Source organism: Novosphingobium aquiterrae (genome assembly GCF_042434435.1).
Classification (GTDB): domain Bacteria; phylum Pseudomonadota; class Alphaproteobacteria; order Sphingomonadales; family Sphingomonadaceae; genus Novosphingobium; species Novosphingobium aquiterrae.
The window spans coordinates 335688-361434 of the sequence record NZ_JBHLTL010000004.1 but is presented as its reverse complement, the minus strand read 5'-3'; the positions used below and the strand labels follow the sequence as shown (position 1 = coordinate 361434).

The window sequence follows — 25747 nt, the reverse complement described above, 5'->3', positions numbered from 1 at the left end:
CGCCGGACGATGACTGAAAGCGATGACATTGCGGAAATCCGCCGCGCAGTGCAGGCGCTGTGCGCGGAATTTCCGGGCGAATACTGGCGCGAGAAGGATCGCGACCGGGCCTATCCGGCCGAGTTTGTCGATGCCCTGACCACGGCCGGCTTCCTTGCCGCGCTGATCCCCGAGGAATTCGGCGGTTCGGGGCTCAAGCTCGATGCCGCGGCGGTGATCATGGAGGAGATCCAGTCCTCCGGCTGCAACGGTGCCAGCGCCCATGCGCAGATGTACATCATGAACACGCTGCTGCGCTATGGCAGCGCTGAGCAGAAGGCGGCCTACCTGCCGGGGATCGCCGATGGTTCGCTGCGCTTGCAGGCCTTCGGCGTGTCCGAGCCGACCAGCGGCACCGATACGCTGAGCCTGCGCACGGTCGCGGTGCGCGATGGCGACGACTATGTGGTCAACGGCCAGAAAATCTGGACCAGCCGCGCCGAACATTCCGACCTGATGCTGCTATTGGCCCGCACCACGGCGCGCGAGGCGGTCAAGAGCAAGACCGAGGGGCTGTCGATCTTCCTCGTCGATATGCGCAAGGCGGTGGGCAACGGCCTGACGATCAAGCCGATTCGCACGATGATGAACCATTCGACCACCGAGGTGTTCTTCGACGACCTGCGCATTCCTGCCTCCAGCCTGATCGGCGAGGAAGGGAAGGGCTTTCGCTACATCCTCTCGGGGATGAATGCCGAACGCGTGCTGATCGCGGCGGAGTGCATCGGCGATGCCAAGTGGTTCATCCGCAAGGCCACCGACTATGCCAAGGACCGAAGTGTCTTCGCCCGGCCGATCGGGCAGAACCAGGGCGTCCAGTTCCCGATCGCGCGCTGCTATGCCCAGATGCGCGCAGCTGAACTGATGGTCCACCACGCCGCGCAGGTCTATGACCAGGGCGGCAATGCCGGGGAAGAGGCCAACATGGCCAAGCTGCTGGCCAGCGAGGCGAGCTGGGCCGCAGCCGACATGTGCGTGCAGACCCACGGCGGCTTCGGATTTGCCGAGGAATATGATGTCGAGCGCAAGTTCCGCGAGGCACGGCTCTATACCGTCGCGCCGATCAGCACCAACCTGATCCTGAGCTACCTGGCAGAACACGTGCTCGGCCTGCCGCGGTCGTACTAGACTGGCACGGCGATCTGCTTGCCGCCGAACACCGCCTGCCAGCTTTCGATTTCGGCAACCACGACATCGTCGGTGGCATGGGCCAGTTCGGCGACATCGCCGTAGCCGATCGCTCCGGCGGGCGCGCTGGCGAGGATGTCGATCCGGCGCGAGATGTGATCGAGCTTTTCGGCGGTCACTTCCGAAATCTCGCCGAAGCGTTCGAAGTCTCCGAAATAGCGCACTCCGGCCACACCCGCGCCGAATGTCGGGAACATCACGCCCAGCACTGTAAAGTACTTGGACAGGTATTCGACCGTTTCGACGGCGACGAAGCCGGCGTTCTCGAAAGCACGCAGGACCAGGTAGGTTGTGACTGTCAGCACCGCGAGCTGGAATAGCCCTTCGGACAGCGTATCCAGCTTGTGGTGCACAGTCGACAGGCGTTGCGCTTTGCCGAAGTGATAGTCGCGCTGGCTGCGGACGTGGTCGGCCAGCGGGCCAGTCAGCACGCCGCGCAAGTAGTCCTGCGTGATCGCGACCTGCGGCAGGCCCACCCCGCGTAGCACCTGGCGGGCATAGAACTCGGGCCAGCTGGCATCGGCCCCATGCGGCCAGCGCCCGGCCGGGCGCGACACGCCCAGGATGATCAGCAGCGGGGCGTGGCGGAAATATTCGGCGACGCGGCGGGTTTCGAACCAGCGGGTATGGAAATGGCGGCGCTGGCCGATCAGGGTGATCAGCAGCACGCCGCACAGCAGCAGAAGTTCGGCCAGCGCGAACAACCATTTGTGCTCGGGCCCGACAAAGGGAAGATAGGAAACGCCGCCGACGATCGACATGCTCGACAGTACGAAATTGAAGGTCATGCCGCCGCGGTAAGCGTCCGACAGGTGGGCGGAGACGCCATCGCTCCAGGCGAAGCGCTGCATCACCTCGGATCCGACCTTGCCGATCAGTGCGTGATCGGCGCCGGGGAGTGTGCTCGCCTGCCTGAGGAACGCGGCGCCCTGTCCGGAAACGTACGCCTCGGGATGGTCATAGCGTTGGCGCAGGCGGCGAAACCGCTGGCGTAACGTGGTGCCGCCAAACAGCGCTTCAACCCGCCGATAGGCGTGGGAAAGCGGATTGCTGGCATCGCGCCAACGCTCATTGGCCAGCGCCGTAAACCCGGGTTGGCCTTCATCGGACCCTGGATCGAGGGCAACCTGCACCAGGCTCGTCAGGGCCTCGATCCTGCCATCACAATCGGGCGGATTAGCCACTGTCGCCAATGCCTCAGGGGCCAAGAGGATGCGCCAGTCGTTGGGCGCGGCAGGGTTGATCCAGACAACCGGCGAGCCAAGCTCGAGCGCGACGGCAATCGTGTGCCCTGTGCCGCCGACATGCGCCGTCGTCGCGCCGTCCCAGACGGCGATGATCAGGTCCGACTGCTCGATCAGAATGCGTCCGGCCAGCGCAACCCGGCGCGAGCATTCGGCAGCGAACAGCGAAGCAACCGCGCCATCATGAGGACGATCAAGCTTGTCCAGGAACAGCGCGGCGATGGCCTCGTCAGCGTCGGCCAGACCGAGCACTTGCGATTGGTCGGACAGTTCGCGGATCGCTGCCGCGTGTGACTGGGTGACGGGGTCCAGAGCATCTTCACCGGCCAGCAGTCGGCGCGCTTCGGCCGGATCTGAGGTCAGCGAATTGATCGCCCGGTTGAGCCGCCGCCCGAACGGCAGAGGGGCGACGAGTTCATAGCCGCGCTCAAGCCCCATGCCACTGGCCATCCGGTCGGTCCCGTCGGCCAGCAGCGTGTGTAGCCGCGTGGCGGCAAAGGGCCCCACATGGACCGCGCTGGGCGCTGAAGCGCGCGCCGCGTCGATCAAATCCAGGATCTGGCAAAGCGTGGCAGCGATCGCCGCCTCGTTCCGGGCAAAGGCGGCGTGGCCTGCACGATGTCCGGTAACCCCCAATGCCAGGCGGACCTGCGGAGGTGGCGGAGCAGGAACAGTGACGTCGCGCATGGTCCACTTGTGTGCAGGACTTCACGCCGCATCGCAAGGTGCGCGAGCTATCCGGCCGCGAGCTGAGGGAAAAGTGGTGGACGCACTAGGGCTCGAACCTAGGACCCGCTGATTAAGAGTCAGCTGCTCTACCAACTGAGCTATGCGTCCACACGGGCGGTACTCCGCGGACCCGAATCGTCGGGAGCGCCCCCTATAGCGATCTCTTTCGCGCTGGGAAGGGGTTTGATGGCATTTTTTAGCTGCCGAGCGATCCGTCGCGGCGACTCCAGCGATCGACTGCCATCAGCATGCCGATGCAGATCATATTGGTCATCATCGCCGAGCCGCCGTGGCTGATCCAGGGCAAGGGGATTCCGACGACCGGGGCGAGACCGAGGACCATCATCGTGTTGATCGCCATGTAGAAGAAGATCGTAAAGGTCATGCCCGCCGCCAGCAGGCTGGAAAAGCGGTCTGGCGCGTTCTGCGCCACGCGCATGCCCCAGCGGAAAACCCAAAGGAACACTGCCAGCACGAAGATGCCGCCGGCCAGCCCCCATTCCTCTGCCATGGTGGCGAATGCGAAGTCGGTATGTGCTTCAGGCAGGTAATCGAGGTGGCTCTGGCTGCCGTTGCCGAAGCCCTTGCCCCAGAACCCGCCCGAACCGATCGCGATCTTGGACTGGGTGATGTGATACCCCTTGCCCAGCGGATCGCTTTCCGGATTGAGAAACACTAGCACGCGGTCACGCTGATAGCCGTGGAGGAGCGTGAAGAACGCCAGCGGCGCGGCGACGGCGATTGCGCCGCCGGCACCCATGAACCACCACATCGGCAGTCCGGCCAGGAACACCACGACCGCGGCACCGGCCACGATCGACAGGCCGGTTCCAAGATCGGGCTGGAGGATGACCAGCAGGGCAGGAACCCCAACGATCCCGGCCAGCGGGACCAACACGCGCCATGAACGGGTCATGCCCGGCGGCATCATGTCGAAGAACTTGGCCAAGGCCAGGACGATTGCCGGCTTCATCAATTCCGATGGCTGCAGCTGCATGAAGCCGATATCGAGCCAGCGCTGGCTGCCACCGCGCACCGCGCCGAGCAGTTCGACCAGAACCAGAAGAACAATCAGGACGCCATAGACCGGGAAGGCGGCCCACTTGAAGAACTCCTTCGACATCCGCGAGATGACGAACGCCATGACCAGGAAGACCGCGAAATGGATCTCGTGCAGCAGCGCCCACGGCTTGAGATGTCCACCTGCCGCCGAATAGAGCACGACCGAACCAAAGGTATTAAGCGCGAACAGTGGCAGGATGATCCCCCAGGGCTCACGCGCGATCGTGGCGGGGACTAGTGTGCGGGCCATCAGGGAGTCGGTCCCGTGACAGGCGTAGCTGCAGGCACGGGCACCGGGGTCGGCGTCGCGGTCGCCGCGGCCTCGGGGCTGGGTATCGGCGGCGCCGCGCTGGCCTCGCCGCGCTCGGCATCGGTGTTGATCGTCGTGGTATCGACCGCGGCCTGACTGGCGTCGGCGCTGGTGATCGCCTGGGCCACCGCCTCGTCGTTGCCGACCTTGGGTGCACTCGAACCGTACTGCGCGGCAAAGGCGCGGTACTTGGCCTGCATCCGCTGTGCCGGGGTGCCGCCCCACTGCTTTTCCAGCGTGTGGAGCGTATCGAGCGCGGCCGCCGGATCGAACAGGAAGGTCATCACATCGCGCGCGATCGGCGCGGCGGCGCGGGCCCCGAAGGTGCCGTGCTCTACCACGACGGCCATCGCATATTTCGGCGCATCGGACGGGGCGAAGCAGACGAACAGTGAATGGTCGCGCGATTTCCACGCGCCGCCGCCGCCGCGCGCGGTCAGGCGGCGGACCTGCGCGGTGCCGGTCTTGCCCGACATGGTGATGTTGCCGACCTTGAGCTTGCTGCCGCCGGCGGTGCCCGAACCGTTGACCACGCGGAACATCCCTTCGTGAGTGACCGCCAGCTGTTCCGCCGTGAACGGTAGCGCCGGGCCGGGCGGCTTGATCTTGCCAAACAGCAGCGAGGGGACGAGGTTCTTGCCGCTGGCAATCCGCGCGGTCATCACTGCCAGCTGCAACGGGGAGACCGAGACGTAACCCTGCCCGATCGAGGCATTGAGCGAATCCGCGGCGGTCCATTCCTGCTTGTAACGGCGCATTTTCCATGCCGCGTCGGGGATCGTGCCATAGCGCTGGCGAGTGCCGGGCAGATCGAATTCTTGCCCCAGCCCCAGCAATTTGGCCATCGGGGCAATGACGTCATAGCCGACGCGGTGCGACATCGACCAGAAATAGGTATTGCAGCTGCGTTCGATCGCGGTGCGCATGTCGACCGATCCGTGCACCGCGTCGCAGCGGAAGAAGCGGTTGCCCAGCCGGTAGCCACCTGGACAAGAGACTCGCTCTTCCGGGTCGATCCCGTGGGTCTGCAGCGCCAGCGTGGCCATCGGCTTCATCGTCGATCCGGGGGGATAGAGCCCGCGCACCGACTTGTTCAGCAGCGGGATGTGGTCATCCTCGTTGAGCATCTTCCATTCGATCCGGCCGATCCCGTCGGAAAAGGTATTGGGATCGTAGCTGGGCATCGAGGTCATGGTGAGGATTTCGCCGGTGTGGACATCGATCACCACCACGGCCGCGGATTCGAGCCCGATGCGCCGCGCGGCATAGTCCTGTAGCTGGGCGTTGACCGTCAGCTTGAGAACGCCGCCGGGCACGTCCTCGCGCATTTCCAGATCGCGGACGACCTTGCCGCTGGCGGTAACCTCGGCGCGGCGGGCGCCGGGCACGCCGCGCAGCATGGTCTCGAAGTCCTTTTCCAGCCCGTCCTTGCCGATCTTGAAGCCCGGCGTGATCAGCAGCGGGTTCTTGTCCTTCTCATAGTCATCAGCCGAGGCCGGGCCGACATAGCCGATCAGGTGGCCAACCGACGGGCCAGTCTCGTACCACCGCGAAAACCCGCGCTGGGCGATCACCCCGGGCATGTCGGGCAGGCGCACGCTGACCGCGGCGAAGGCATCCCAGTTCAGTCCCGAAGCGACCTCGACAGGCTGGAAGCCGCGGGCCTTGTCCATCTTGTCGCGCAGGTCGCGCTGGACGTCGGGACCAAGCGCCAGCAGCTGCCCCAGTTCGGCAATGGTCTTGTCGACATCGGCCACCCGTTCGGGGATCAGATCGACGCGGTAGTCGCTGCGGTTGGCGGCAACCGGCACATTGTTGCGATCCAGGATCAGCCCGCGCCGGGGGGGAATCAACGTCAGGTTGACGCGGTTGCTTTCCGAAGCCGTGGTGTACTTGGCATTCTGGACCACACCGATCCAGCCCATCCGCACGGCCAGCAGTACGCCAAGGCCCGTCTGCAACCCGCCGATCAGCACGGTGCGCCGCTCAAAGCTATTGCGCAGGGTCCCGGTACTGACGTGGCTCGCTTCGCCGAACATCACACCGGCCGCAGCGGAATCAGGCGGAAGCGGTCGAACAGGCCGACCAGCCGCGCAGCCAGTGGATAGGTCAGGATCGACACGATCAGCTGCGGCCCAAGGATGACCAATGACGCCATGCCGCCGCCAAGATTGGCAAGTCCCAGGGCCAGCACCAGGTACAGCGTAATGATCGCTGCCGAGGCCAGCCAGTTCAGCCAGAAGCCGCGCCACGGGAACCGCGTCTCGATGATGTCGAGCGCGATCATCGTCACCGACCACAGCAGCACCGCGGAACCGAACGGCTGGCCGCTGAACAGGTCGTCGAAGAGGCCCAGCGGCAGACCCGCCCAGACCGGGAACAGGCCCGGGCGCAATTGCTGCCAGCCGATCAGGATCAGGAAACCGAAGGGCGGCACCACCGGGGCAGAGGCGATCAGCGGAAGCAACGTGGTCAGGCTGCCCAGCATGACCATCAGCCACGGTGCGACCAGCGCCAGAACGGGGGAGGGGGCCCGGTTGATCCGCGGGCGACCAAGTTGCTGCAACGATCGGGGCAGCGGCGTGGGCATCAGGGCAGCACCGCCGGTGCAGCGGCGTCGGGCGCGGCAGCCTGGACCCACAGTGGATCGACGGCGACGAAATCAGTGCTGCCAGGATCGCTGAGCGGGCGGGCGACCGCGCCATCGCGGGTCAGCCTGGTCACCACCGCAACGGCGACGTTGGGGCGATAGAGCCCGCCCGCTCCCGAAGTGACCAGTGCATCGCCCGGCTTGAGCGGATTGAGGCCCAGATTGATCAGGCGGATCTGCAGCGATCCGTCGGCCTGCCCGGTGGCGAAGGCCGGAATCCCGTCACTGGCGCGGCGTACCGGCACGACGCTTTCGCTGTCGGTGATCAGCAGGATGCGCGCGGTGCTGCTGCCCACTTCGAGCACGCGGCCGACCAAGCCGAGCGAGGAGCGCAGCGGCATGCCCACGGCGACGCCCTGGTTGGCCCCGGCGCCCAGCGTGGCATAGCGCCGCGTGCTTGACGAAGTCGAGCTGATCAGCCGGGCGACCGCAACCGGCTTGGGCTCGCTTTCCATGATGCCAAGGAGTGCCTTGAGCCGGCGGTTCTCGTCGGCAATCGCGGCGGCTTCGGCCAGGCGGACGCGCGCTTCGGTGACTTCCTTTTCAAGCCGGGCAGTGCGGAAGCCCGCGGTAAAATAGCCCGATACGACATCGAACACGCTTTTGGTGCCGCTACGGGTCGCGGCAGCGGCGCGGCCAGCGGGTGCCACGGCATCGTCGGCGCTGGCGCGCAGTCCGGCAAAGGCCGATGCATTGCCCGTCGATATTACCAGCAGGAGCACACCCAGGCCCGCGCCGATCACCGCGACGACATAGCCGAAAAAGGTACCGTACTGCGCCCTGCGGGAATATCCCGGGCGCCGGTTGCCGGGCGGCGCCATGCCTGCTTACTCCTTCAGCCTGCAACCCCTGCGCAGGCGCCACACAATTAGGCGGTCATCAACACGCCGCGATAGACCGGATCTTCCATCGCCCGGCCGGTGCCCAGCGCGACGCACGAAAGCGGATCTTCGGCGATTGAAACCGGCAGGCCAGTTTCTTCGCGCAGATATTCGTCCAGCCCGTGGATCAGCGCGCCGCCGCCGGTCAGCACAATGCCCTGATCGACAATGTCGGCGGCCAGTTCCGGCGCGGTGTTCTCCAGCGCGATGCGCACGCCCTCGACGATCGCCCCGATCGGTTCGGACAGCGCCTCGGCGATATTCGCCTGGGTAATGGTGATTTCCTTGGGCACGCCGTTGACCAGGTCGCGGCCCTTGAGGTGGATCGTCTCGCCCACCCCGTCAGCCGGTACGGTGGCGCAGCCATAGTCCTTCTTGATCCGTTCTGCCGTGGCTTCGCCGATCAGCAGGTTGTGGTGGCGGCGGACATAGCTGACGATCGCTTCGTCCATTTTGTCGCCGCCGACGCGGACCGACGTGGTATAGGCCAGGCCGCGCAGCGACAGCACCGCGACTTCGGTGGTACCGCCGCCGATGTCGACGACCATCGAGCCGACCGGTTCGGTCACCGGCATGTCGGCGCCGATCGCCGCGGCCATCGGCTCGAGGATCAGGAACACCGAACTGGCCCCGGCATTGCTCGCCGCGTCGCGGATCGCGCGGCGTTCGACCGAGGTCGAGCCCGAGGGCACGCAGATCACGATTTCGGGTAGCGGCATGAAAGTGCGCTTGCCGTGGACCTTGCGGATGAAGTGCTTGATCATTTCTTCGGCGATTTCGATGTCGGCGATGACCCCGTCGCGCAGCGGGCGGATCGCCTCGATGCTGTCGGGGGTCTTGCCCATCATCATCTTGGCATCGTCGCCCACGGCCTTGACCCGCTTGATCCCGTTGATCGTTTCGATCGCCACCACCGAGGGTTCGTTCAGGACGATTCCGCGATCCTGCACATAGACCAGCGTGTTCGCTGTCCCCAGGTCGATCGCCATGTTCTGCGCGCCAAATTTGAAGAATCGCGAAAAGAACGAAGCCATTGAAAAATCCGTATGTTTTCCGGGCACTTGGCGCGACGTACGCGCCAGTGTCAGACCGGGCGGTGGGCGTGGAAGCGGGTCCATTAGCGCGAAGCCGCGGCAAAGGCCAAAAAATAGTTCGAAAGGTTCCGGATATCCGATCACTCGACCTCGAATTTCCGGCACTTCGCCGCTAAACCGGTCGGCTGATGCCAATCATCCGCCGCCTCCCCGAAAATCTGGTCAACCGCATCGCGGCGGGCGAAGTGGTGGAGCGACCTGCCTCCGCCTTGAAAGAGTTGGTCGAAAATGCGCTCGACGCCGATTCCGGCACGATCCTGGTGCGGCTTAGCGAAGGCGGTCTGGGCGGGATCGAGGTGACCGACGACGGCTGCGGTATGAGCGCCGCGGATATTGCCCTGGCACTGGAACGCCACGCCACCTCCAAGCTGCCTGACGAGCATATCGAACAGGTCGTGACGCTGGGCTTTCGCGGCGAGGCCTTGCCCTCGATCGCCAGCGTCGCCCGCCTGACCATCGAAAGCCGGACCCGCGAAAACGGCCAGGGCTGGCGCCGCGTGGTCGATCACGGCGCACTGACTGCCGATGAGCCCGCCGCCCTGCCGCCCGGAACCCGGATCAAGGTCGAGGACCTGTTCGGCAAGGTCCCGGCGCGGCGCAAGTTCCTGCGCTCACCGCGCAGCGAATATGCTGCCTGCCTCGACGTGGTCCGCCGCCTTGCGATGGCCCGACCCGACGTGGGCTTTACCCTGGAACATGACGGCCGCCGCGTTCTGGCGGTGCAGCCCGGCGAGAGCCTTGCCGCGCGGGTCGCGCAGATCGTCGCGCGCGAACTGGCCGATGATGGCGTCGCGATCGAGCTGGAGCGGGGACCGGCGCGGCTGACCGGCGTGGCCGGGCTGCCGACGTTCAATCGCGGCGTGGCGGATCATCAGTACCTGTTCGTCAATGGCCGACCGGTGAAAGACCGGCTGCTGATCGGCGCGGTGCGCGGCGCCTATTCGGATATGCTGGCGCGTGACCGCCATGCGGTGCTGGCGCTGTTTCTCGAGGTGCCGCCGGAAGAGGTCGACGTCAACGTCCACCCGGCCAAGACCGAAGTGCGGTTCCGCGATCCGGCCTTCATTCGCGGCTTCCTGGTATCGGGCCTGCGCCACGCACTGGAAGGTGCGGGGCAGCGCAGCGCCCAGGCCCCGGCGGTTTCGGCCATGGGTAACTGGCAAGCCGAACCGATCATCCGCGCGCCTGAGCCGGCGCTGTCGTCTCTTTTCGCGCGCGAATACGGGTCGACTGGGGTACGCGATGCCGGCCAGGCCTGGCGCGGCTATGAACAGACGATCATGGCCCAACCGCAGGGGCGCGCGGAAGTGGCCGAGATTGCCCCAGAGCCCGCCGCCAGTCACCCGCTGGGCATTGCGCGCGGGCAGGTTGCCAATACCTACATCGTCGCCGAGGCCGAGGACGGACTGGTCATTGTCGACCAGCACGCCGCACATGAGCGACTGGTGCTCGAACGGCTCAAGGCCGCGGGCGCGCAGCAAGCGGTCACCGCCGCGCAGGCCTTGCTGATCCCCGAAGTGATCGAACTGGATGAGCCCGACTGCGACCGGCTTGAAGCAGCATCCCCTGAACTGGCGCGCTTCGGGTTGGCGCTTGAGCGTTTCGGGCCGACTGCAATGCTGGTGCGTTCGGTGCCAAGCGTTCTGGGCAAGGGCGACGTCCAAGCGCTGGTGCGCGACGTTGCCGACGATCTGGCTCAGAACGGGGACGCGCTCCTGCTAGGAGAACGGCTCGACCACGTGCTGGCAACCATGGCCTGCCACGGGAGCGTTCGGGCCGGTCGTGCGTTATCGGTGGCAGAGATGAACGCCTTGCTCCGCGAAATGGAAGTGACCCCGCGATCGGGGCAGTGCAATCACGGCCGCCCGACCTGGGTCAAGCTGGCGCATGGCGACATCGAGAAGCTCTTCGGGAGACGCTGATGCGCAAGCTGTGGTTGCTGATTGTCCTGGCCGGAGCGGCGTGCAAGCCTGATCCGACCCCTGAGCAGAAGGCGGCGAGCGATGCAGCCGCTGTGGCCCAGGTCGAAGCCGCGCAGAAGCTGCGCGCGCCGGTCCAGCCGCTCGCGCTGCAGACCATTTCGGAGGCCGACAGTGCCGCAGCGGCAATCTCTGGCGCGGGATGCTCCTTTGTGCCGCAAGGCGCCAACGATCCTGTGCTAGTCGGTGATACCGAGCGCGCCGTGATCAAGACCAACGATGTGACGACGACGATGGCGGTCGATGCCGGCTCGGCCGCGACCACGCATCATTACATCGGCAAGACCCACACCGCCTTCATCGATCAAGGCGCCGACAAGGGCCAGCCCTGGGGCGATGAAGGCATCCGGGCTGCTGCGACAATGACTGTGCAGGATAGCGAAAAGCGCGAAGTCTACCGCGCCAAAGGCATGTTCTATTGCGGCGCCTGAGCCTCGCGCACCCGGATCAGGCCGATCGATTGCATGGTGCAGACCAGCACGTCATCCTGATTGAATATCCGCACCGCCGACTGGAAGCTGCCCATTTCCGGGCGGGACTGGCTGCGCTTCTTGGACAGCAGCTCGGTTTCCACGCGCAGGGTATCGCCGGGATAGACCGGCTTCAGCCAGCGCAGTTCATCGAGGCCGGGTGAGCCCAGTCCGGCCTGGCGGCGCTCGGTGATATTGTCGACCAGCATCCGCATGACCATCGCGCAGGTGTGCCATCCGCTGGCCGAAATTCGTCCGAAATGGGTTTTCGCAGCGGCCTCGTCGGACAGGTGAAAGGGCTGGGGATCGTACTTCGAAGCAAAGTCGATCACCTCTTCACGGGTGACGGCATAGAGGCCGAACCGCGCAACTGTGCCGACCTCCAGGTCTTCGAAATAGGTCAGCCCATCATCCATGCTCAATGCCCCAGGGTTATCCGCGCGAACAGCGTATAGCCCATTGGGTTGGCGCCATAGGCCGCGTCAAGTGCTGCGGGCTTGGCATAGGCGTTGACGCTGCCGCCCAGCGCCAGCTCGACCGGACCCAGTGGGATCCGCCGGGCATAGCCAAGTTGGAACTTGCTGACGCGAAACGCCTGGTCGTGCAGGGGATCCTCGTGATCGGGAAACAGCTCGTCATTGGCGACGTTTTCGATCCGGCCGAACAGGGTGTTGTGCGCATCGATGTCCCAGTTGGCCTCGGCCAGCCAGGCGGTCAGCGTGTCACCCGGCACCCGGTCCTTGGCGCTGAAGGCCAGCATCGCGCTGAGGCCGCCCGCGGCATAGTGCGCCGAGGCAGTGAAGCGATGCTCGTCCTCGCCGGGGTGAAGCGCCTCGGGCTGCTTCAGCTGGCCATAGCTGGCCTGCAGCGCCCAGCGCCGCGACGGGGTGAGGGTGGCGCGGACCGACCAGCTATCCAGCTTCGGCGTCTCGATATTCCAGCGATGTTCGTCGGGTTCCTGCCCGCGAAATGCACTGGCCTCGACCTGGAACAGCGGCGCTGAATAGCCGGCGGTTACAACACCGTAGGTGATGTGGGTCGAATCGAACCTGTGGTGCGTGATCGGCGGTTCGGGATTATAGCGCGCCGAGCCGCGGTGCATGAAGGCGCTGGGCCCCAGTGCCGGTTCGCCCACTGGCCCGCCGTACAGAAAAAGCGTTCCGGGACCGGCGTTGATGTCGATCCGCGCGGCCAGCTCCATGAACAGGTCGTGCGGGTGCTGGCGGTCGACCAGCGGCAACCCGCCTGCGGTTTCGCCCGTGGCGAACTGGTTCGGATAACCCCGCGCGTCCATCGCCGGTTCAAGGCTCATCATCGCCTTGCCCTGGATCCGCCCCCAGCCGGTGTCGCGCTCGGCAGAGAGCATCGCCATCGAGGTGGCGTAGAGCTTGTCGTCCCCGCGCGGGCCGCCGTGGTCGGTATACTGCAGCGACACCGTGCCGTGGGCCATCAGCATCCAGTCGCCGGACATCAGGTGCAGCCCATGCATCGGGCCTTCATTGCCGGGAAGGCGGGCCGTGCCCGAGCCTTCGGCAAAGGGCGTCAGTTCCGACGCGTGGTTAGCCGCGTCACCTGGCATGTCCATTCCGGGCATCTGCTGCATATCGTGACCTGAATGGTCCATAGCTTCCATCGGCGCCGGTTTGGGCGGTGCGGGCTGAGCAGCGGGATGCATCGTGCCCATCTCATGACCGGCATGGTCGGCATGCTCTTGCGCCAGGGCGGCCATGGGTAGGACGGTAGTCGATACAAGGAAGGCTGTAATCGCGGTCTTCATGGCAGTAAGTCCTATATCAATTAAAGTCAGGCCATCGGCCCGATCAGCATCCACAGCGCCATTGCGATCATGCCCAGATTTTCGCTGAGCGAAACGAACCCTAGCGGGACGCGACTGCTCCCGCCGACGCAGGCGCATTTGATGTCGCGTTTCTGGATGTAGACCGCGTAGAAAACCGAAGCGGCGCCGATCGTTCCGATGATCAAGGCAATGGGGATCGACAGCCAGTCAAGGGCATGGGCCGCCATCAGCGCCCCGGCGGCGAATTCCAGAAACGGATAGGCCGTGGCGTAGGGCACCCAGCGCTGCGCCAACAGGTCATAGCCGAGAAACATGGTGGCAAAGCGATCGACGTCCTGCAGCTTGAGCATGGCGAGGATGACCATGGCGAAGGATACGAACCATTCGGCGGCGCGCAGCGTAAATGGCGCGCCATGGGCAACCTGGCTGACGGCCAGCGCCAATGCGGCAGCAGCGGCGAAAACGGCGAGAACCGGTACATAGCTGACGGCATCCGAATCGGCGACCGGCAGATCTAAGTGTCGCCGCAGATCGTCGTGTCCACCGATCCGCCTGCCATCGATGAACACCTGCGGCGTGGTCTTGACGCCGTGCTCCGCCTTGAAGGCATCGGTCTGTTCGCGGGTCGTCAACCAGCGATCTTCGACGGCAAAGCCTTGCTGCCCGAGCAAATGCAGCGCCTTCAACCCAAAGGGGCAGATGTGGGTGGGCATGACCATGCGATAGAGCACAGCATGGCGGGATTTTGCAGCTTGGTCTGTCATAGCGACTCAGCTTATACCTTCCGGACCATGGTACGGAGTCAAGAGGATGGCGAAGACAATCTCCGAATTGGCCCGCGCCGGCGGCGTCGGCGTGGAAACCGTCCGCTATTATCAACGGCGCGGCCTGCTGTTTGATCCCAAGGCTGGGTCTCTCCAAGGGGCTGGCCGACGTCATTACAGCGATGACCACGTTGCCCGCTTGCGCTTCATTCGGGCAGCGCAGCGCGCCGGGTTCACGCTGGACGAGATCCATGGACTGCTGGCACCGGAAATGACCAGGGTTCAGGTCCGCGCGATTGCTCAGGCCCGCATGACCAAACTCGATGACAGCATTGCCGAGTTGCAGGCGGCCCGTAACTGGCTGGGTACGCTGGCGCGCGAATGCGCTGCGAGCGACAAGGGGCCATGCCCCATTATCACGGCATTCGAGGTCTAGACGTTGAACTTGAAGTGCATCACGTCACCGTCCTGCACCACGTATTCCTTGCCTTCCTGGCGCAGCTTGCCGGCGTCCTTGGCACCGCTTTCGCCGCCCAGGCTGACGAAATCGTCATAGGCAATCGTTTCGGCGCGGATGAAGCCGCGCTGCATGTCCGAATGGATCTCGCCCGCGGCCTCAGGCGCCTTGGCACCCAGGTGCACGGTCCAGGCGCGCGCTTCCTTGGGTCCGACGGTGAAGAAGGTCAGCAGGTGGAGCAGGTCATAGCCTGAGCGGATGATCCGGGCGAGGCCGGTTTCGTGCAGGCCCATTTCCTCCAGGAACACCAGCCGGTCGGCCATGTCCATCGCCACCAGCTCGCTTTCGATCGCGGCCGAGACGATCACGGCATTGGCGCCCTCGGCCTTGGCCTTGGCAAAGACCTTTTCCGAGAACGCATTGCCGGTGGCGGCGCTGTCCTCCTCGACATTGCAGACATAGAGCACCGGCTTGGCGGTGAGCAGCTGGGCCGAATTGAATACCTGCAGCTCTTCGGGATCGCTGGGCCGGGCGAGCCGGGCGGGCTTGCCCTCGCGCAGCAGTTCCAGCGCTGGGAGCAGCACCGAGGCAAGCAGCTTGGCGTCCTTGTCGCCCTGCGCCGCCTTCTTTTGCGCCGCAGGAACACGCTTTTCCAGGCTTTCCAGGTCGGACAGCATCAGCTCGGTCTCGACCGTATCAGCGTCGGAGACCGGATCGATCTTGTTGTCGACGTGCTGGATATCGTCATTTTCGAAACAGCGCAGCACGTGGACGATGGCGTCAACCTCGCGGATATTGCCGAGGAACTGGTTGCCCAGGCCTTCGCCCTTGCTCGCGCCGCGGACCAGGCCGGCGATGTCGACAAAGCCAAGCTGGGTCGGGATGATCTTGGCGCTTCCGGCAATCCGGGCGAGCTCGTCAAGCCGCGGATCGGGCACGCCGACCTGGCCGACATTGGGCTCGATCGTGCAGAACGGATAGTTCGCCGCCTGCGCCGCCTGGGTCTCGGTCAGCGCATTGAACAGCGTGCTCTTGCCGACATTTGGCAGGCCGACGATACCGCAACGAAAACCCATCATTCACTCCAGTTTATATGCCGTGCGGCCCTTAGACGTCCTGCTGGCGCAGCGCCACTTCGTTCATGAAGCGTGCGTCGTCGCCCTTGGCCAACCATTCCGCCTCGGCCGAAATCGCGCCGAGCATGTCGGCGAGCGGGTCCATCTCGTTCTTGGCGTAGTTGCCCAGGACGTGGCCGGTGACCCGGTCCTTGTGGCCGGGATGGCCGATGCCGATGCGTACCCGGCGAAAATCGGGACCAAGGTGCTGGTCGATCGAGCGCAGGCCGTTGTGTCCGGCCAGCCCGCCGCCCATCCGCGCCTTGACCTTGAACGGGGCCAGATCAAGCTCGTCATGGAACACGGTCAGTGCTTCCACCCCAAGCTTGTAGAAGCGCAGCGCCTCGCTCACCGCGCGGCCGCTTTCGTTCATGTAGGTGGCGGGCTTAAGCAGCAGCACTTTTGCGCCGCCGATCCGCCCTTCCTGGACCCAGCCCTGGAACTTCTTCTGGACCGGGCCGAAGCCGTGCATATCAGCCAGTGTGTCCAGGACCATGAAACCGACGTTGTGGCGCTGCAACGCGTGCTGCGGACCCGGATTGCCAAGGCCGACCCACACTTGCATCGCTACAGCTCCTCAATCGGTCCCATGAACAAGAAAGCCGGGCCGCATTGCTGCGCGCCCGGCCGTCCTGTCCAGCAGGAAGTTGCGGCTTAGCCGGCTTCCGCCTCGGTCTTGGCGTTATCGCCTTCTTCGCTGCGCAGGCCCGAAGGAGCAACGATGGTGGCGATGGTGAAGTCGCGGTCGGTAATGGCCGAGGCCGATCCCGCCGGCAGCTTCACGTGGCTGATGTGGATCGAATCGCCCACGTCGAAGCCGGTCACGTCGATCTGGATGTCATCGGGGATCTTGTCCGAATCGCAGACCAGTTCGAGCTCGTGACGGACGATGTTGAGCACGCCGCCGCGCTTGAGGCCCGGCGAAGCGGCTTCGTTGACGAAGACCACCGGCACGTCGACGTGAACCTTGGCGTCCTTCGCCAGGCGCAGGAAATCGACATGGAGCGGCCGGTCGGTGACCGGGTGGAAGGCAACGTCCTTGGGGAGCGTACGCAGCTTCTTGCCGCCGACTTCGATCTCGACGATCGAATTCATGAAGTGGCCGGTGCCAAGCTGCTTGAGCAGCAGCTTTTCCTCGACGTGAACGGCGAGGGGCTCTTCTTTGCCACCATAGACAACGGCGGGGACACGGCCTTCACGACGCAGTGCACGGGAGGCTCCCTTGCCTGCCCGATCGCGCGTCTCGGCCGGCAGGTTAAGCGTATCGCTCATGATATTGCCTTTCGAAAAAACACAAGTTGGTACATCTTCCTCGCCACGCCTCCAGGGATGACCATGACGGGAAGCGCGGGCCGTTAGCGGCATTGGCCCGGAAAAGCAAGCGCAGCGGCGCTATTGCACGCGGGTGACGCGGTATCCCCTGGCGGCCAGCAGCGCTGGCAGTCCCTCTGGCCCGACCAGATGCGCGGTGCCGACCGCAACGAAGGGCCGCTGTCCCTTGCCCAGCATAGCGAGCAGCTTGCCCAGCCATGCCTGGTTGCGCTGCGTGAGCAGGGCGGCGCGCAATTCGGGATCGGCGAGCATCCCTTGCTGGGTCTCGGCCTCGATCGCGGGCAAGTCGCCGCTGCTCCAGGCGCGTTCCATCTGGCGGGTCTGGCTGCGCACATCGCCAGTGTCAGCGATCACCGTCAGCAACAAGTCGCGCTGCTCGGTTTCGGGCAGCGCTTCGAAAATGCGCAGCTGGGCGTCAGCGCCCTCGAACTCCTCGACCGGTCGACCGCTCGCCGCAGCCTTGATCGCGCGGTCGACCCCGTTGGCGCTGTCGCTGCCGGCAACCTGCTGAGCCGCCTGGGCCAGGACCAGCGCACCGGCCCAGGTATCCATCGCGGCCAGGCTGGCGTCCTTGACCCCATAGCGCTTGAGATAGGCGTCATAGTCGGCCTGGGCCTCGCCCGGCAGGCGGCTGCGCAGCGGTGTCGGGGTCGGGGTCGCGCCAAGCGTCGCAAAGGTTCGAGCTACGGCGCCGTCATCGTCGATCCGGGCCACCTCCAGCACGATCCGGTCGGCAGCGGCCAGCGCGGCATCGAGCCTGGGTGAATGCCAGTCGACCGGCGCAGGCAGGGCGTGGATCGTGCCGAGCAGCCACGCCTTCTGGCCATTTGGTCCGTCGATCTGCCATAGCGCGGGGTGCACCTGCTCTGGCTGACGGCAGCCGAACAGCGCCAGCGCGCCGAGCGCGGCGAGGACCAGCCCGCGCTTACTGGACACGGGTTGCGGCGATCCCGGACTTGGCGAGGACGTCTTGGACCGAGCCCTTGCCGCCCAAATGCCCCGCGCCAACCGCGATAAACACCGTGCCCGGCTTGTCGAGGCGGGTCCTGATCCACGTCGCCCAGGCTTTGTTGCGATCGTAAAGCAGCGCCTTCATCATCGCCGGATCGTCCTGTTCGGCGTTGAGCAGATCGGCGAGGGCCATTGCATCGCCCTTCGCCCAGGAATCGACCATCTTCTGAACGTCCTGCTGCAAGGTCGGCAGCGAAGCGATGGTATCGAACAGATAACCCTTCTGCACCTTGGGCGAGAAGGCGCTGAACAGGCCCAGCTGCATGTCCAGCGTTTCCAGCCCGGTGCGCGGCCGACCGGCCTTCTTCGCCAGATCGGACAGCTGCGCCTCGACCCCGTTCTGCATGTCATAGCCCTGCTTCTGCAGCGGCAGGGTGGCCATCAGCACCGCGGCGTACCACGGGCGGAACCGGTCGAAGGATGCGGGCGGCAGGCCCAGCTGGCGCAGTGCGGCTTCGAAGCGGAGTTTCTCCTTTTTCGACATCATCAGCCGCAGCGATTGCGTGGGCGGCAGCATGGCATACTTCATCACCGCTGCGGCGGTATCGGTATCGCCGTATTCGGGAATCTCGGTCACCAGCTCGCCGCTGCTGTCGAAGGCCTGGGCGAGGGGACCGGAATACCATTCGATCCCCTTGGGCAGCAGGTGGATCGTACCGAACAGGTAGATCGTGGTATCGGTATCGGACACTTTCCACAGCGCCGGATGCGCTGCAGCCGGGGCCGGAACACTCTGCGCAAAGAGCGTGGTGGGGACAAGCAGGGCGGCGAGGGCGAGGAGCAGGCGCTTCATCAGGTTCATGGGCCGCTTCCTATCGCGGCACGCGCGGCGCGTCGATGAACGAATACGGCAATCCCCCGCGAACCTTGACCGAGCAAGGGCCATGAGCCAAAGCGCCGGGCGATGAGCAGCACCGGCCAGCCCCTCAGTTTCCAGGACATGATCCTGCGGCTCCACGCCTTCTGGAGCGCGCAGGGCTGCCTGATCCTGCAACCCTATGACATGCGCGTCGGCGCGGGGACCTTTCACCCGGCGACAACCCTGCGCAGCCTGGGCCCGCAGCCTTGGAACGCCGCCTATGTCCAGCCGAGCCGCCGCCCGACCGACGGGCGCTATGGCGAAAACCCCAACCGGCTCCAGCACTATTACCAGTACCAGGTGATCATGAAGCCGAGCCCGCCGAACCTGCAGGAGCTCTACCTGCAGTCGCTTTCCGAGATCGGGGTCGATCCGCTGGCCCACGACATCCGCTTTGTCGAGGATGACTGGGAAAGCCCGACGCTGGGCGCCTGGGGGCTGGGCTGGGAAGTGTGGTGCGACGGGATGGAAGTCACCCAGTTCACCTATTTCCAGCAGATGGGCGGGTTCGACTGCAAGCCGGTCGCGGGCGAGCTGACCTATGGGCTCGAGCGTCTGGCGATGTACATCCAGGGCGTCGACAACGTCTATGACCTGGCCTTCAACGCCGCCGGGGTGACCTATGGCGAGGTGTTCCTGAAGAACGAGCAGGAATTTTCCAAATACAACTTCGAAGTCGCCAACACCGACCAGCTGTTCGAAGGCTTCAAAAACGCCGAGCGCGAGTGCCAGTCGTGTATCGCGGCCGGGGTGCCGCTCGCCGCCTATGACCAGGCGATCGAGGCCAGCCACCTGTTCAACCTGCTCCAGGCGCGCGGGGTGATCTCGGTCCAGGAACGCGCCAGCTACATGGGCCGGGTCCGCGATCTCGCCAAGGGCAGCTGCCAGGCGTGGATCGAGAAGAACGCCGACCAATGGGCGAAGGATTTTCCGGAGTGGGTGCTGTGAGCGACTTCCTGCTTGAGCTGCGCTGCGAGGAAGTGCCTGCGCGGATGCAGGCTGGCGCGCGCGAGGCCCTTGAAAAGCTGTTCCGCAAGGAAATGGACGCCGCCGGGGTGGCGCTCGGCGAAGTCACCGTCTGGTCGACCCCGCGCCGCCTCGCCCTGATCGCGCGTGGCCTGCCCGCTGCGACCGCCGCGGTCAGCGAAGAGGTCAAGGGCCCGCGCGTCGGCGCGCCGCCGCAGGCGCTCGAAGGGTTCCTGCGCAAGACCGGGCTGAGCGAGGCCGACCTGACCGAGCGTGACGGCGTGCTCTTCGCCGTCACCGAAAAGCCCGGCCGCGCCACGGCCGAGGTGCTGGCCGAGGCCATCCCGGCGATTGTCCGCGCCTTTCCCTGGCCCAAGTCGATGCGCTGGGGCGCTGCGTCGCTTTCCAGCGAGAGCCTGCGCTGGGTGCGCCCGCTGTCGGGGATCGTTGCGATCCTCGGCGAAGACCTGGTCGAGTGCGAAGTCGGCGGGATCCGCTCGGGCTTCGCCACGCACGGCCACCGCTTCCACTGCCCGGGCGAGATCACCATCGGCGGGGCTGGCGACTATGCCGAAAAGCTGCGCGCCTGCCACGTCCTGGTCGACCATGAAGAGCGCCAAAACCTGATCCGCAGCGGCGCCGCCGCGGCCGCTGCTGCCGCCGGGCTGGCGCTGATCGAGGACGAGGGCCTGGTGATCGAGAACGCCGGGCTGACCGAATGGCCGGTGCCGCTGCTCGGCCGCTTCGACGAAGCCTTCCTCGACGTCCCGCCCGAAGTGATCCAGCTGACCGCGCGGACCAACCAGAAGTATTTCGTCTGCAACGACTCCGCGGGCAAACTCGCCAACGCCTTCGTCTGCACCGCCAACATTGTTGCCAGCGATGGCGGCGCGGAGATCGTCGCCGGCAACCGCAAGGTCCTCGCCGCGCGCCTGTCCGATGCGCGCTTCTTCTGGGAACAGGATCGCAAGGTGCCGCTGGCCGAGCAGGCGAAGAAGCTGGAGCGGATTACCTTCCACGAGAAGCTGGGCACCGTCGCCGACAAGGTCGAGCGGGTGGCCAAGCTGGCGCGGTGGCTGGTCGAGGAAGGCGTGGTCAAGGGCGCCGACGCCGACCAGGCCGAACAGGCAGCGCAGCTGTGCAAGGCCGATCTCGTCACCGAAATGGTCGGCGAGTTCCCCGAACTGCAAGGCCTGATGGGCGGCTACTACGCCCGCGCGGAAGGCTTGCCCGACGCCGTCGCCGACGCGATCCGCGACCACTACAAGCCGGTCGGCCAGGGCGATGACGTCCCGACCGCGCCGGTGACCGTGGCGGTGAGTTTGGCGGACAAGCTGGATACGCTGGCTGGATTCTTCCTAAAGGGAATGAAGCCAACAGGGTCAAAAGACCCGTTCGCACTTCGCCGTGCGGCAATTGGCCTTAATACGCTGATATTGCAGAACGACCTGCGGTTCTCGATCAAGTTCGCGCTCGGTGGGGCGACTATTGAGCACGCTCTAGGGCAGGTCGAACGCGGTGTGGACCAGTCTGCAGCAAAGTTACTTAGGGGTATGACAGGCGAAATTTCTGCTGACGATGCAGCCGACTTGGTAGCGAGATATTTTGAAATCCAACGTTCAAATCGCGCCAATCAAGGTTCCAAAGAAGGAATGGCCGTAATTCAGAGCGTGGGCGAATGCTGGTCATTCATCATTGAGCGGCTGAAAATCCAACAGCGTGAAATTGGGGTTCGCCACGACATTGTAGACTCGGTTTTCGCGCTCGGCGGAACTTCACCATTCTCAGGGGAGGACGATCTCGTCCGCCTGCTTGCCCGGGTCCACGCGCTCCAGGCCTTTGTCGGGACCGCCGACGGCACCAATCTGCTTGCCGGGTACAAGCGCGCAGCGAACATCCTCAAGAAGGAAGGCGTCGAGGCGACCGAAGAGGTTTCGCTTTCCTACACCCCCGAAGCGGCGGAAAAGGCGTTGATCGATGCGCTCGATGCGGCCGGGCCGAAGGCGACCGCAGCCGTGGCGGCGGAGGACTTTGCCGGGGCCATGGCGGCGCTGGCCAGCTTGCGCGCGCCGATCGATGCGTTTTTCGACGAGGTGACTGTCAACGATGCCGATCCGGCCAAGCGACTCTATCGCCTCTCGCTGCTCGCGCGGTTCCGCGATGCGGTGCACGGGGTGGCGGACTTTTCGCGGATCGAGGGCTGACGCAAGATTACATAAGGTGACAGCGGGTGACGGGCAACTTTTTGCCGCCGTGCACCCTGTCAGGATTGTCAACTTCCACAGCGCCGCCTTGCTGCAATGCACAATGATGGTTACGGGCCAAAGGGCACCGGCCTGCGATTCGCCGGTTCATGGGAATGTCGGAAATCCATGACTTCATACGTATTCACATTCGGTGGTTCCACGCGCAGCGACGATCCGCGCAGCCGTGACAAGACCGTGGTCGGCGGCAAGGGCGCCAACCTGGCCGAAATGGCCGGGATCGGCCTGCCGGTGCCCCCGGGCTTCACAATCACCACCGAGGAATGCGTCCGCTACCTTGCCGAGGGCGGCGAGTTTTCCGACGTCGTGAAGGCCGATGTCGCCGCCGCGCTGGGCCATATCGAGCAGGCGGTCGGCAAGACGTTCGGCGATCCGGCCGATCCGCTGCTGGTTTCGGTCCGCTCCGGCGCGCGGGTTTCGATGCCGGGAATGATGGACACTGTGCTCAACCTTGGCCTCAACGATGTGACGGTGCAGGGCCTGGCCGCCAGTTCGGGCGACGCCCGCTTTGCCTGGGACAGCTATCGCCGGTTCATCCAGATGTATTCCGACGTGGTGCTGGGGATCGACCATCACCTGTTCGAGGATGCGCTGGAAATCGCCAAGGAAGACAACGGTTTCTACGCCGATGTCGAGATGCAGGCTGAAGACTGGCAAAAGCTGGTCAAGGAATACGAGCAAATCGTTGCGGACGCGCTGGGTCGGCCGTTCCCCCAGGACGTCCACGAGCAGCTGTGGGGCGCGATCCGCGCGGTGTTCGACAGCTGGGATTCGGACCGCGCCAAGGTCTATCGCCGACTCAACGACATTCCGGGCAACTGGGGCACCGCGGTCAACGTCCAGGCGATGGTCTTCGGCAACATGGGCGATACCAGCGCCACCGGCGTCGCCTTCACCCGCGATCCGGCGACCGGCGAGAAGGCCTATTACGGCGAATGGCTGGTCAACGCCCAGGGCGAGGACGTGGTCGCCGGGATCCGCACCCCGCAGTACCTGACCAAGGCGAGCCGGGAGCGCGCTGGGGCCAAGCCGCTGTCGATGGAAGAGGCGATGCCCGCGGCCTATGCTGAACTGGCCGCGGTGTTCGAGCTGCTCGAAAGGCATTACCGCGACATGCAGGACATCGAGTTCACCGTTGAACGCGGCAAGCTCTGGATGCTCCAGACCCGGTCGGGCAAGCGCACCGCCAAGGCCGCGCTGAAGATGGCGGTCGACATGGTCGGCGAAGGCCTGATCGACCAGAAGGCCGCGATCCTGCGGATCGATCCGATGGCGCTCGACCAGTTGCTCCATCCCACGCTCGATCCCGAAGCCGTGCGCGACGTGCTGACCAAGGGCCTGCCGGCCAGCCCCGGCGCAGCATCTGGCGCGATCGTGCTCGACGCCGATACCGCGGAAAAGCGCGCCGAACGCGGCGATGCGGTGATCCTGGTGCGGGTCGAGACCAGCCCCGAAGACATCCACGGGATGCACGCGGCGCGCGGCGTGCTGACTGCGCGCGGCGGCATGACGTCACACGCGGCGGTGGTCGCGCGCGGCATGGGCCGGCCCTGCGTTTCCGGGGCCAGCGCGGTGTCGATCGACATGGCCAGCCGTACGCTGCGGATCGGCACGCGCGAGCTCAAGGAAGGCGACGTCGTGACGCTCGACGGGTCGACCGGCGAGGTTATGGCGGGGCACGTTGCGACGATCGAGCCCGAGCTGGTCGGCGATTTCGGCACGCTGATGGTCTGGGCCGATGTCCACCGCCGGATGAAGGTGCGGACCAATGCCGAAACCCCGGCCGACTGCCGCACCGCGCGCCAGTTCGGCGCCGAGGGGATCGGCCTGTGCCGCACCGAGCACATGTTCTTCGACGACAAGCGCATCGCCGCGGTGCGCCAGATGATCCTGGCCGAGGACGAGGGCGGGCGCCGCGCCGCGCTGGCCAAGCTGTTGCCCGAACAGCGCGCCGATTTCCATGCGATCTTCGAGGAAATGGCCGGCCTGCCGGTGACGATCCGCCTGCTCGATCCGCCGCTGCACGAATTCCTGCCCCATGCCGACGCCGAGTTCGAGGAACTGTCCGAGGCAATCGGGATCGGCGTCGCTACACTGAAACGCCGTGCCGACGAACTCCACGAATTCAACCCGATGCTGGGTCACCGCGGCTGCCGCCTGGGGATCACCTTCCCCGAAATCTACGCGATGCAGGCCCGCGCGATCTTCGAGGCGGCCTGCGATGTCGCCGCCCAGGGCGGGACGGCGCCGCTGCCCGAAGTTATGATCCCGCTTGTCGCCACGCGCAAGGAACTGGCAATCCTCAAGGCGCTGGTCGACCGCGAGGCCGAAGCCGTGTTCGCCGAAAAGGGCCGCCGCGTGCCTTACCACGTCGGCACCATGATCGAGCTGCCCCGCGCCGCGCTGATGGCTGGGGAAATTGCCGAGGTGGGCGAGTTCTTCTCGTTCGGAACCAATGACTTGACCCAGACGACGCTGGGCGTTTCACGCGACGACGCGGCGCGGTTCCTGGGGGCCTATGTCGAACAGGGGATCTTCCCGCGCGATCCCTTCGTCAGCCTCGACATCGAAGGTGTCGGCCAGCTGGTTGAACTGGCGGCGGCGCGGGGACGGGCGACCCGGCCCGACATCAAGCTGGGGATCTGCGGCGAGCATGGCGGTGACCCCGCCAGCATTGCCTTCTGCGAGAAGGTCGGGCTCGACTATGTCAGCGCCAGTCCGTTCCGCGTGCCGATCGCGCGATTGGCAGCGGCGCAGGCGGCGCTGGGCTAGAGACGCCAGCCGGTCAGGGTCAGGATCTCGAAGGTCTCGGTCGTGCCCTGGCCGAACGCTTCGCTGGCGATTGCCACCTGTGCCCGGGTCAACGGCGGGCCGGGGCGGGCCAGGCAGTTGCTGAGGCCTTGTGCGCGCAGGTCGCTGACCAGGCTGGTGAGGCTGGAGAAGCGCACCGCAAGGCTGCGATTGTCGACCACCGGATTGGCCCAGCCGGCCCGCTGGAGCAAGGCTGCCCCGGCGCGCACGTCGATCATCGGGTGGAGGCGCGGAGCGGGGCGGTCCCCGTCGGCGGTCAGCATGGCCGTGCGCAGAGCCGGCAGCGAACCGGCGCCGCACAGGCTGGCAATCGCCAGTCCGCCCGGCGCCAATGCCCCGCGCATGTGGATCAGCGCGCCGACCGGATCGTTCAGCGTGTCGAGCGCCGACAGGCTGACGGCCAGGTCGAAGCCGGAAGCGGGGAAGGGCTGCTCCTCGTCCAAGCCGGTCGCGGCGTCGACGGCGTGGACCGTGCAGCCGCGTGCCGCCAGCGCGTTCGACAGGACGCCAAAGCGATCGCCGATGAGCAGGGCATTGCCGGGTTCGTGCCGCAGGAAGGCGAGCCGCTCGGCCACATCCTCGGCCATGTCGTCGAGCAGGTAGCGTGCCGCGCCGTCAGTGCGGGCCAGCTTGTCGGCGCGCCGCCGGTTCGCGATGCGCCGGGCGGCGGCAAAGATGCGGGGCGGGGCGGGGGCGTCCATCGCCTCGCCCCCTGCCTTGCCAG

The 25747-nt window shown here is 65.5% G+C and carries 22 protein-coding genes and 1 tRNA gene; 7 read left to right on the top strand and 16 right to left on the bottom strand.

Translation table 11 applies throughout. From position 1 onward, the window contains the following. Positions 1–9: 9 nt before the first annotated feature. Positions 10–1167 (top strand): acyl-CoA dehydrogenase family protein, encoded by a 1158-nt coding sequence (locus ACFFF7_RS07680; RefSeq protein WP_379480781.1) that lies wholly within the window; start codon positions 10–12, stop codon positions 1165–1167. Here the strand turns inward: ACFFF7_RS07680 and ACFFF7_RS07675 are convergent. The 7 genes from ACFFF7_RS07675 to ACFFF7_RS07645 form a co-directional block, all read right to left on the bottom strand. Next, the gene (locus ACFFF7_RS07675) at positions 1164–3158 is read right to left on the bottom strand and encodes a hypothetical protein (protein ID WP_379480780.1); all 1995 of its coding nucleotides are present in this window, start codon (positions 3156–3158) and stop codon (positions 1164–1166) included. The two genes, ACFFF7_RS07680 and ACFFF7_RS07675, sit on opposite strands and share 4 nt — an antisense overlap. Positions 3159–3232: 74 nt before the next feature. Further along, positions 3233–3308 (bottom strand) — tRNA-Lys (locus ACFFF7_RS07670). Positions 3309–3396: 88 nt separating this feature from the next. Beyond that, positions 3397–4512, bottom strand: a complete 1116-nt coding sequence (gene rodA / locus ACFFF7_RS07665; RefSeq protein WP_379480779.1) for a rod shape-determining protein RodA — start codon at positions 4510–4512, stop codon at positions 3397–3399. Continuing rightward, positions 4512–6611, bottom strand: coding sequence for a penicillin-binding protein 2 (mrdA, locus tag ACFFF7_RS07660; protein WP_379480778.1), 2100 nt, complete (start codon positions 6609–6611; stop codon positions 4512–4514). The genes rodA and mrdA overlap by 1 nt, the downstream gene beginning before the upstream one ends. Further along, complete coding sequence (locus ACFFF7_RS07655) at positions 6611–7162, bottom strand: rod shape-determining protein MreD (RefSeq protein ID WP_379480777.1); 552 nt, start codon at positions 7160–7162, stop codon at positions 6611–6613. The genes mrdA and ACFFF7_RS07655 overlap by 1 nt, the downstream gene beginning before the upstream one ends. Continuing rightward, positions 7162–8043, bottom strand: coding sequence for a rod shape-determining protein MreC (locus ACFFF7_RS07650; protein WP_379480776.1), 882 nt, complete (start codon positions 8041–8043; stop codon positions 7162–7164). The genes ACFFF7_RS07655 and ACFFF7_RS07650 overlap by 1 nt, the downstream gene beginning before the upstream one ends. Before the next feature lie 47 nt (positions 8044–8090). After that, positions 8091–9137: a rod shape-determining protein gene (locus tag ACFFF7_RS07645; protein ID WP_379480775.1), complete on the bottom strand. Its 1047-nt coding sequence runs from the start codon at positions 9135–9137 to the stop codon at positions 8091–8093. A gap of 188 nt (positions 9138–9325) precedes the next feature. On the opposite strand from ACFFF7_RS07645, the gene mutL reads away from it, so the two are divergent. Beyond that, positions 9326–11119 carry a DNA mismatch repair endonuclease MutL gene (gene mutL, locus ACFFF7_RS07640; protein ID WP_379480774.1) on the top strand — a complete coding sequence of 598 codons (1794 nt, stop codon included), beginning with the start codon at positions 9326–9328 and terminating at the stop codon, positions 11117–11119. After that, a complete protein-coding gene (locus ACFFF7_RS07635; protein WP_379480773.1) occupies positions 11119–11607 on the top strand; it encodes a hypothetical protein in 489 nt (162 codons plus the stop codon). The genes mutL and ACFFF7_RS07635 overlap by 1 nt, the downstream gene beginning before the upstream one ends. Here the strand turns inward: ACFFF7_RS07635 and ACFFF7_RS07630 are convergent. The 3 genes from ACFFF7_RS07630 to ACFFF7_RS07620 are packed head-to-tail and all read right to left on the bottom strand — an operon-like array spanning position 11592 to position 14163. After that, positions 11592–12050, bottom strand: a complete 459-nt coding sequence (locus ACFFF7_RS07630) for a MaoC family dehydratase (RefSeq protein ID WP_379480944.1) — start codon at positions 12048–12050, stop codon at positions 11592–11594. The two genes, ACFFF7_RS07635 and ACFFF7_RS07630, sit on opposite strands and share 16 nt — an antisense overlap. 14 nt (positions 12051–12064) lie before the next feature. After that, positions 12065–13423: a hypothetical protein gene (locus ACFFF7_RS07625; protein ID WP_379480772.1), complete on the bottom strand. Its 1359-nt coding sequence runs from the start codon at positions 13421–13423 to the stop codon at positions 12065–12067. 26 nt (positions 13424–13449) lie between these two features. Beyond that, positions 13450–14163 (bottom strand): MauE/DoxX family redox-associated membrane protein, encoded by a 714-nt coding sequence (locus tag ACFFF7_RS07620; RefSeq protein WP_379480771.1) that lies wholly within the window; start codon positions 14161–14163, stop codon positions 13450–13452. Positions 14164–14254: 91 nt separating this feature from the next. Here ACFFF7_RS07620 and ACFFF7_RS07615 point away from each other — a divergent pair, with 91 nt between their 5' ends. Continuing rightward, complete coding sequence (locus ACFFF7_RS07615) at positions 14255–14644, top strand: MerR family transcriptional regulator (RefSeq protein WP_379480770.1); 390 nt, start codon at positions 14255–14257, stop codon at positions 14642–14644. On the opposite strand, the gene ychF is transcribed toward ACFFF7_RS07615, so the two are convergent. The 5 genes from ychF to ACFFF7_RS07590 all read right to left on the bottom strand — a co-directional run bounded on the left by ychF (position 14641) and on the right by ACFFF7_RS07590 (position 18925). Continuing rightward, positions 14641–15741: a redox-regulated ATPase YchF gene (gene ychF / locus ACFFF7_RS07610; RefSeq protein WP_379480769.1), complete on the bottom strand. Its 1101-nt coding sequence runs from the start codon at positions 15739–15741 to the stop codon at positions 14641–14643. The two genes, ACFFF7_RS07615 and ychF, sit on opposite strands and share 4 nt — an antisense overlap. Positions 15742–15772: 31 nt before the next feature. Then, positions 15773–16345: an aminoacyl-tRNA hydrolase gene (gene pth, locus ACFFF7_RS07605; RefSeq protein WP_379480768.1), complete on the bottom strand. Its 573-nt coding sequence runs from the start codon at positions 16343–16345 to the stop codon at positions 15773–15775. 89 nt (positions 16346–16434) lie between these two features. Then, complete coding sequence (locus ACFFF7_RS07600) at positions 16435–17052, bottom strand: 50S ribosomal protein L25/general stress protein Ctc (protein ID WP_379480767.1); 618 nt, start codon at positions 17050–17052, stop codon at positions 16435–16437. Between the two features lie 120 nt (positions 17053–17172). Further along, positions 17173–18048 (bottom strand): TraB/GumN family protein, encoded by an 876-nt coding sequence (locus ACFFF7_RS07595; RefSeq protein WP_379480766.1) that lies wholly within the window; start codon positions 18046–18048, stop codon positions 17173–17175. After that, entirely contained in the window at positions 18038–18925 is an 888-nt protein-coding gene (locus tag ACFFF7_RS07590) for a TraB/GumN family protein (RefSeq protein ID WP_379480765.1), read from the bottom strand. The genes ACFFF7_RS07595 and ACFFF7_RS07590 overlap by 11 nt, the downstream gene beginning before the upstream one ends. Positions 18926–19027: 102 nt before the next feature. Here ACFFF7_RS07590 and ACFFF7_RS07585 point away from each other — a divergent pair, with 102 nt between their 5' ends. The 3 genes from ACFFF7_RS07585 (at position 19028) to ppdK (ending at position 24984) form a co-directional block, all read left to right on the top strand. Continuing rightward, the gene (locus ACFFF7_RS07585) at positions 19028–19930 is read left to right on the top strand and encodes a glycine--tRNA ligase subunit alpha (protein ID WP_379480764.1); all 903 of its coding nucleotides are present in this window, start codon (positions 19028–19030) and stop codon (positions 19928–19930) included. Beyond that, on the top strand, positions 19927–22152 hold the full coding sequence (gene glyS / locus ACFFF7_RS07580) for a glycine--tRNA ligase subunit beta (protein ID WP_379480763.1): 2226 nt from the start codon (positions 19927–19929) through the stop codon (positions 22150–22152). The genes ACFFF7_RS07585 and glyS overlap by 4 nt, the downstream gene beginning before the upstream one ends. Positions 22153–22320: 168 nt before the next feature. Next, positions 22321–24984: a pyruvate, phosphate dikinase gene (gene ppdK / locus ACFFF7_RS07575; protein WP_379480762.1), complete on the top strand. Its 2664-nt coding sequence runs from the start codon at positions 22321–22323 to the stop codon at positions 24982–24984. Here the strand turns inward: ppdK and ACFFF7_RS07570 are convergent. After that, the gene (locus ACFFF7_RS07570) at positions 24981–25724 is read right to left on the bottom strand and encodes a methyltransferase domain-containing protein (protein ID WP_379480761.1); all 744 of its coding nucleotides are present in this window, start codon (positions 25722–25724) and stop codon (positions 24981–24983) included. The genes ppdK and ACFFF7_RS07570 overlap by 4 nt on opposite strands. Between the last annotated feature and the right edge of the window lie 23 nt (positions 25725–25747).

Excerpts from the sequence above, each read along its gene's own strand:
- ACFFF7_RS07635 (WP_379480773.1), top strand. The coding sequence starts at position 11,119 with ATGCGCAAGCTGTGGTTGCTGATTGTCCTGGCCGGAGCGGCGTGCAAG.
- mrdA (WP_379480778.1), bottom strand. The coding sequence starts at position 6,611 with ATGTTCGGCGAAGCGAGCCACGTCAGTACCGGGACCCTGCGCAATAGC.
- ACFFF7_RS07625 (WP_379480772.1), bottom strand. The coding sequence starts at position 13,423 with ATGAAGACCGCGATTACAGCCTTCCTTGTATCGACTACCGTCCTACCC.
- mutL (WP_379480774.1), top strand. The coding sequence starts at position 9,326 with ATGCCAATCATCCGCCGCCTCCCCGAAAATCTGGTCAACCGCATCGCG.
- pth (WP_379480768.1), bottom strand. The coding sequence starts at position 16,345 with ATGCAAGTGTGGGTCGGCCTTGGCAATCCGGGTCCGCAGCACGCGTTG.
- ACFFF7_RS07620 (WP_379480771.1), bottom strand. The coding sequence starts at position 14,163 with ATGGTCATGCCCACCCACATCTGCCCCTTTGGGTTGAAGGCGCTGCAT.
- ACFFF7_RS07600 (WP_379480767.1), bottom strand. The coding sequence starts at position 17,052 with ATGAGCGATACGCTTAACCTGCCGGCCGAGACGCGCGATCGGGCAGGC.
- rodA (WP_379480779.1), bottom strand. The coding sequence starts at position 4,512 with ATGGCCCGCACACTAGTCCCCGCCACGATCGCGCGTGAGCCCTGGGGG.
- ACFFF7_RS07570 (WP_379480761.1), bottom strand. The coding sequence starts at position 25,724 with ATGGACGCCCCCGCCCCGCCCCGCATCTTTGCCGCCGCCCGGCGCATC.
- ACFFF7_RS07650 (WP_379480776.1), bottom strand. The coding sequence starts at position 8,043 with ATGGCGCCGCCCGGCAACCGGCGCCCGGGATATTCCCGCAGGGCGCAG.
- ACFFF7_RS07680 (WP_379480781.1), top strand. The coding sequence starts at position 10 with ATGACTGAAAGCGATGACATTGCGGAAATCCGCCGCGCAGTGCAGGCG.
- ACFFF7_RS07655 (WP_379480777.1), bottom strand. The coding sequence starts at position 7,162 with ATGCCCACGCCGCTGCCCCGATCGTTGCAGCAACTTGGTCGCCCGCGG.
- ychF (WP_379480769.1), bottom strand. The coding sequence starts at position 15,741 with ATGGGTTTTCGTTGCGGTATCGTCGGCCTGCCAAATGTCGGCAAGAGC.
- ACFFF7_RS07675 (WP_379480780.1), bottom strand. The coding sequence starts at position 3,158 with ATGCGCGACGTCACTGTTCCTGCTCCGCCACCTCCGCAGGTCCGCCTG.
- ACFFF7_RS07585 (WP_379480764.1), top strand. The coding sequence starts at position 19,028 with ATGAGCAGCACCGGCCAGCCCCTCAGTTTCCAGGACATGATCCTGCGG.
- ACFFF7_RS07645 (WP_379480775.1), bottom strand. The coding sequence starts at position 9,137 with ATGGCTTCGTTCTTTTCGCGATTCTTCAAATTTGGCGCGCAGAACATG.
- ACFFF7_RS07615 (WP_379480770.1), top strand. The coding sequence starts at position 14,255 with ATGGCGAAGACAATCTCCGAATTGGCCCGCGCCGGCGGCGTCGGCGTG.
- ppdK (WP_379480762.1), top strand. The coding sequence starts at position 22,321 with ATGACTTCATACGTATTCACATTCGGTGGTTCCACGCGCAGCGACGAT.
- ACFFF7_RS07590 (WP_379480765.1), bottom strand. The coding sequence starts at position 18,925 with ATGAACCTGATGAAGCGCCTGCTCCTCGCCCTCGCCGCCCTGCTTGTC.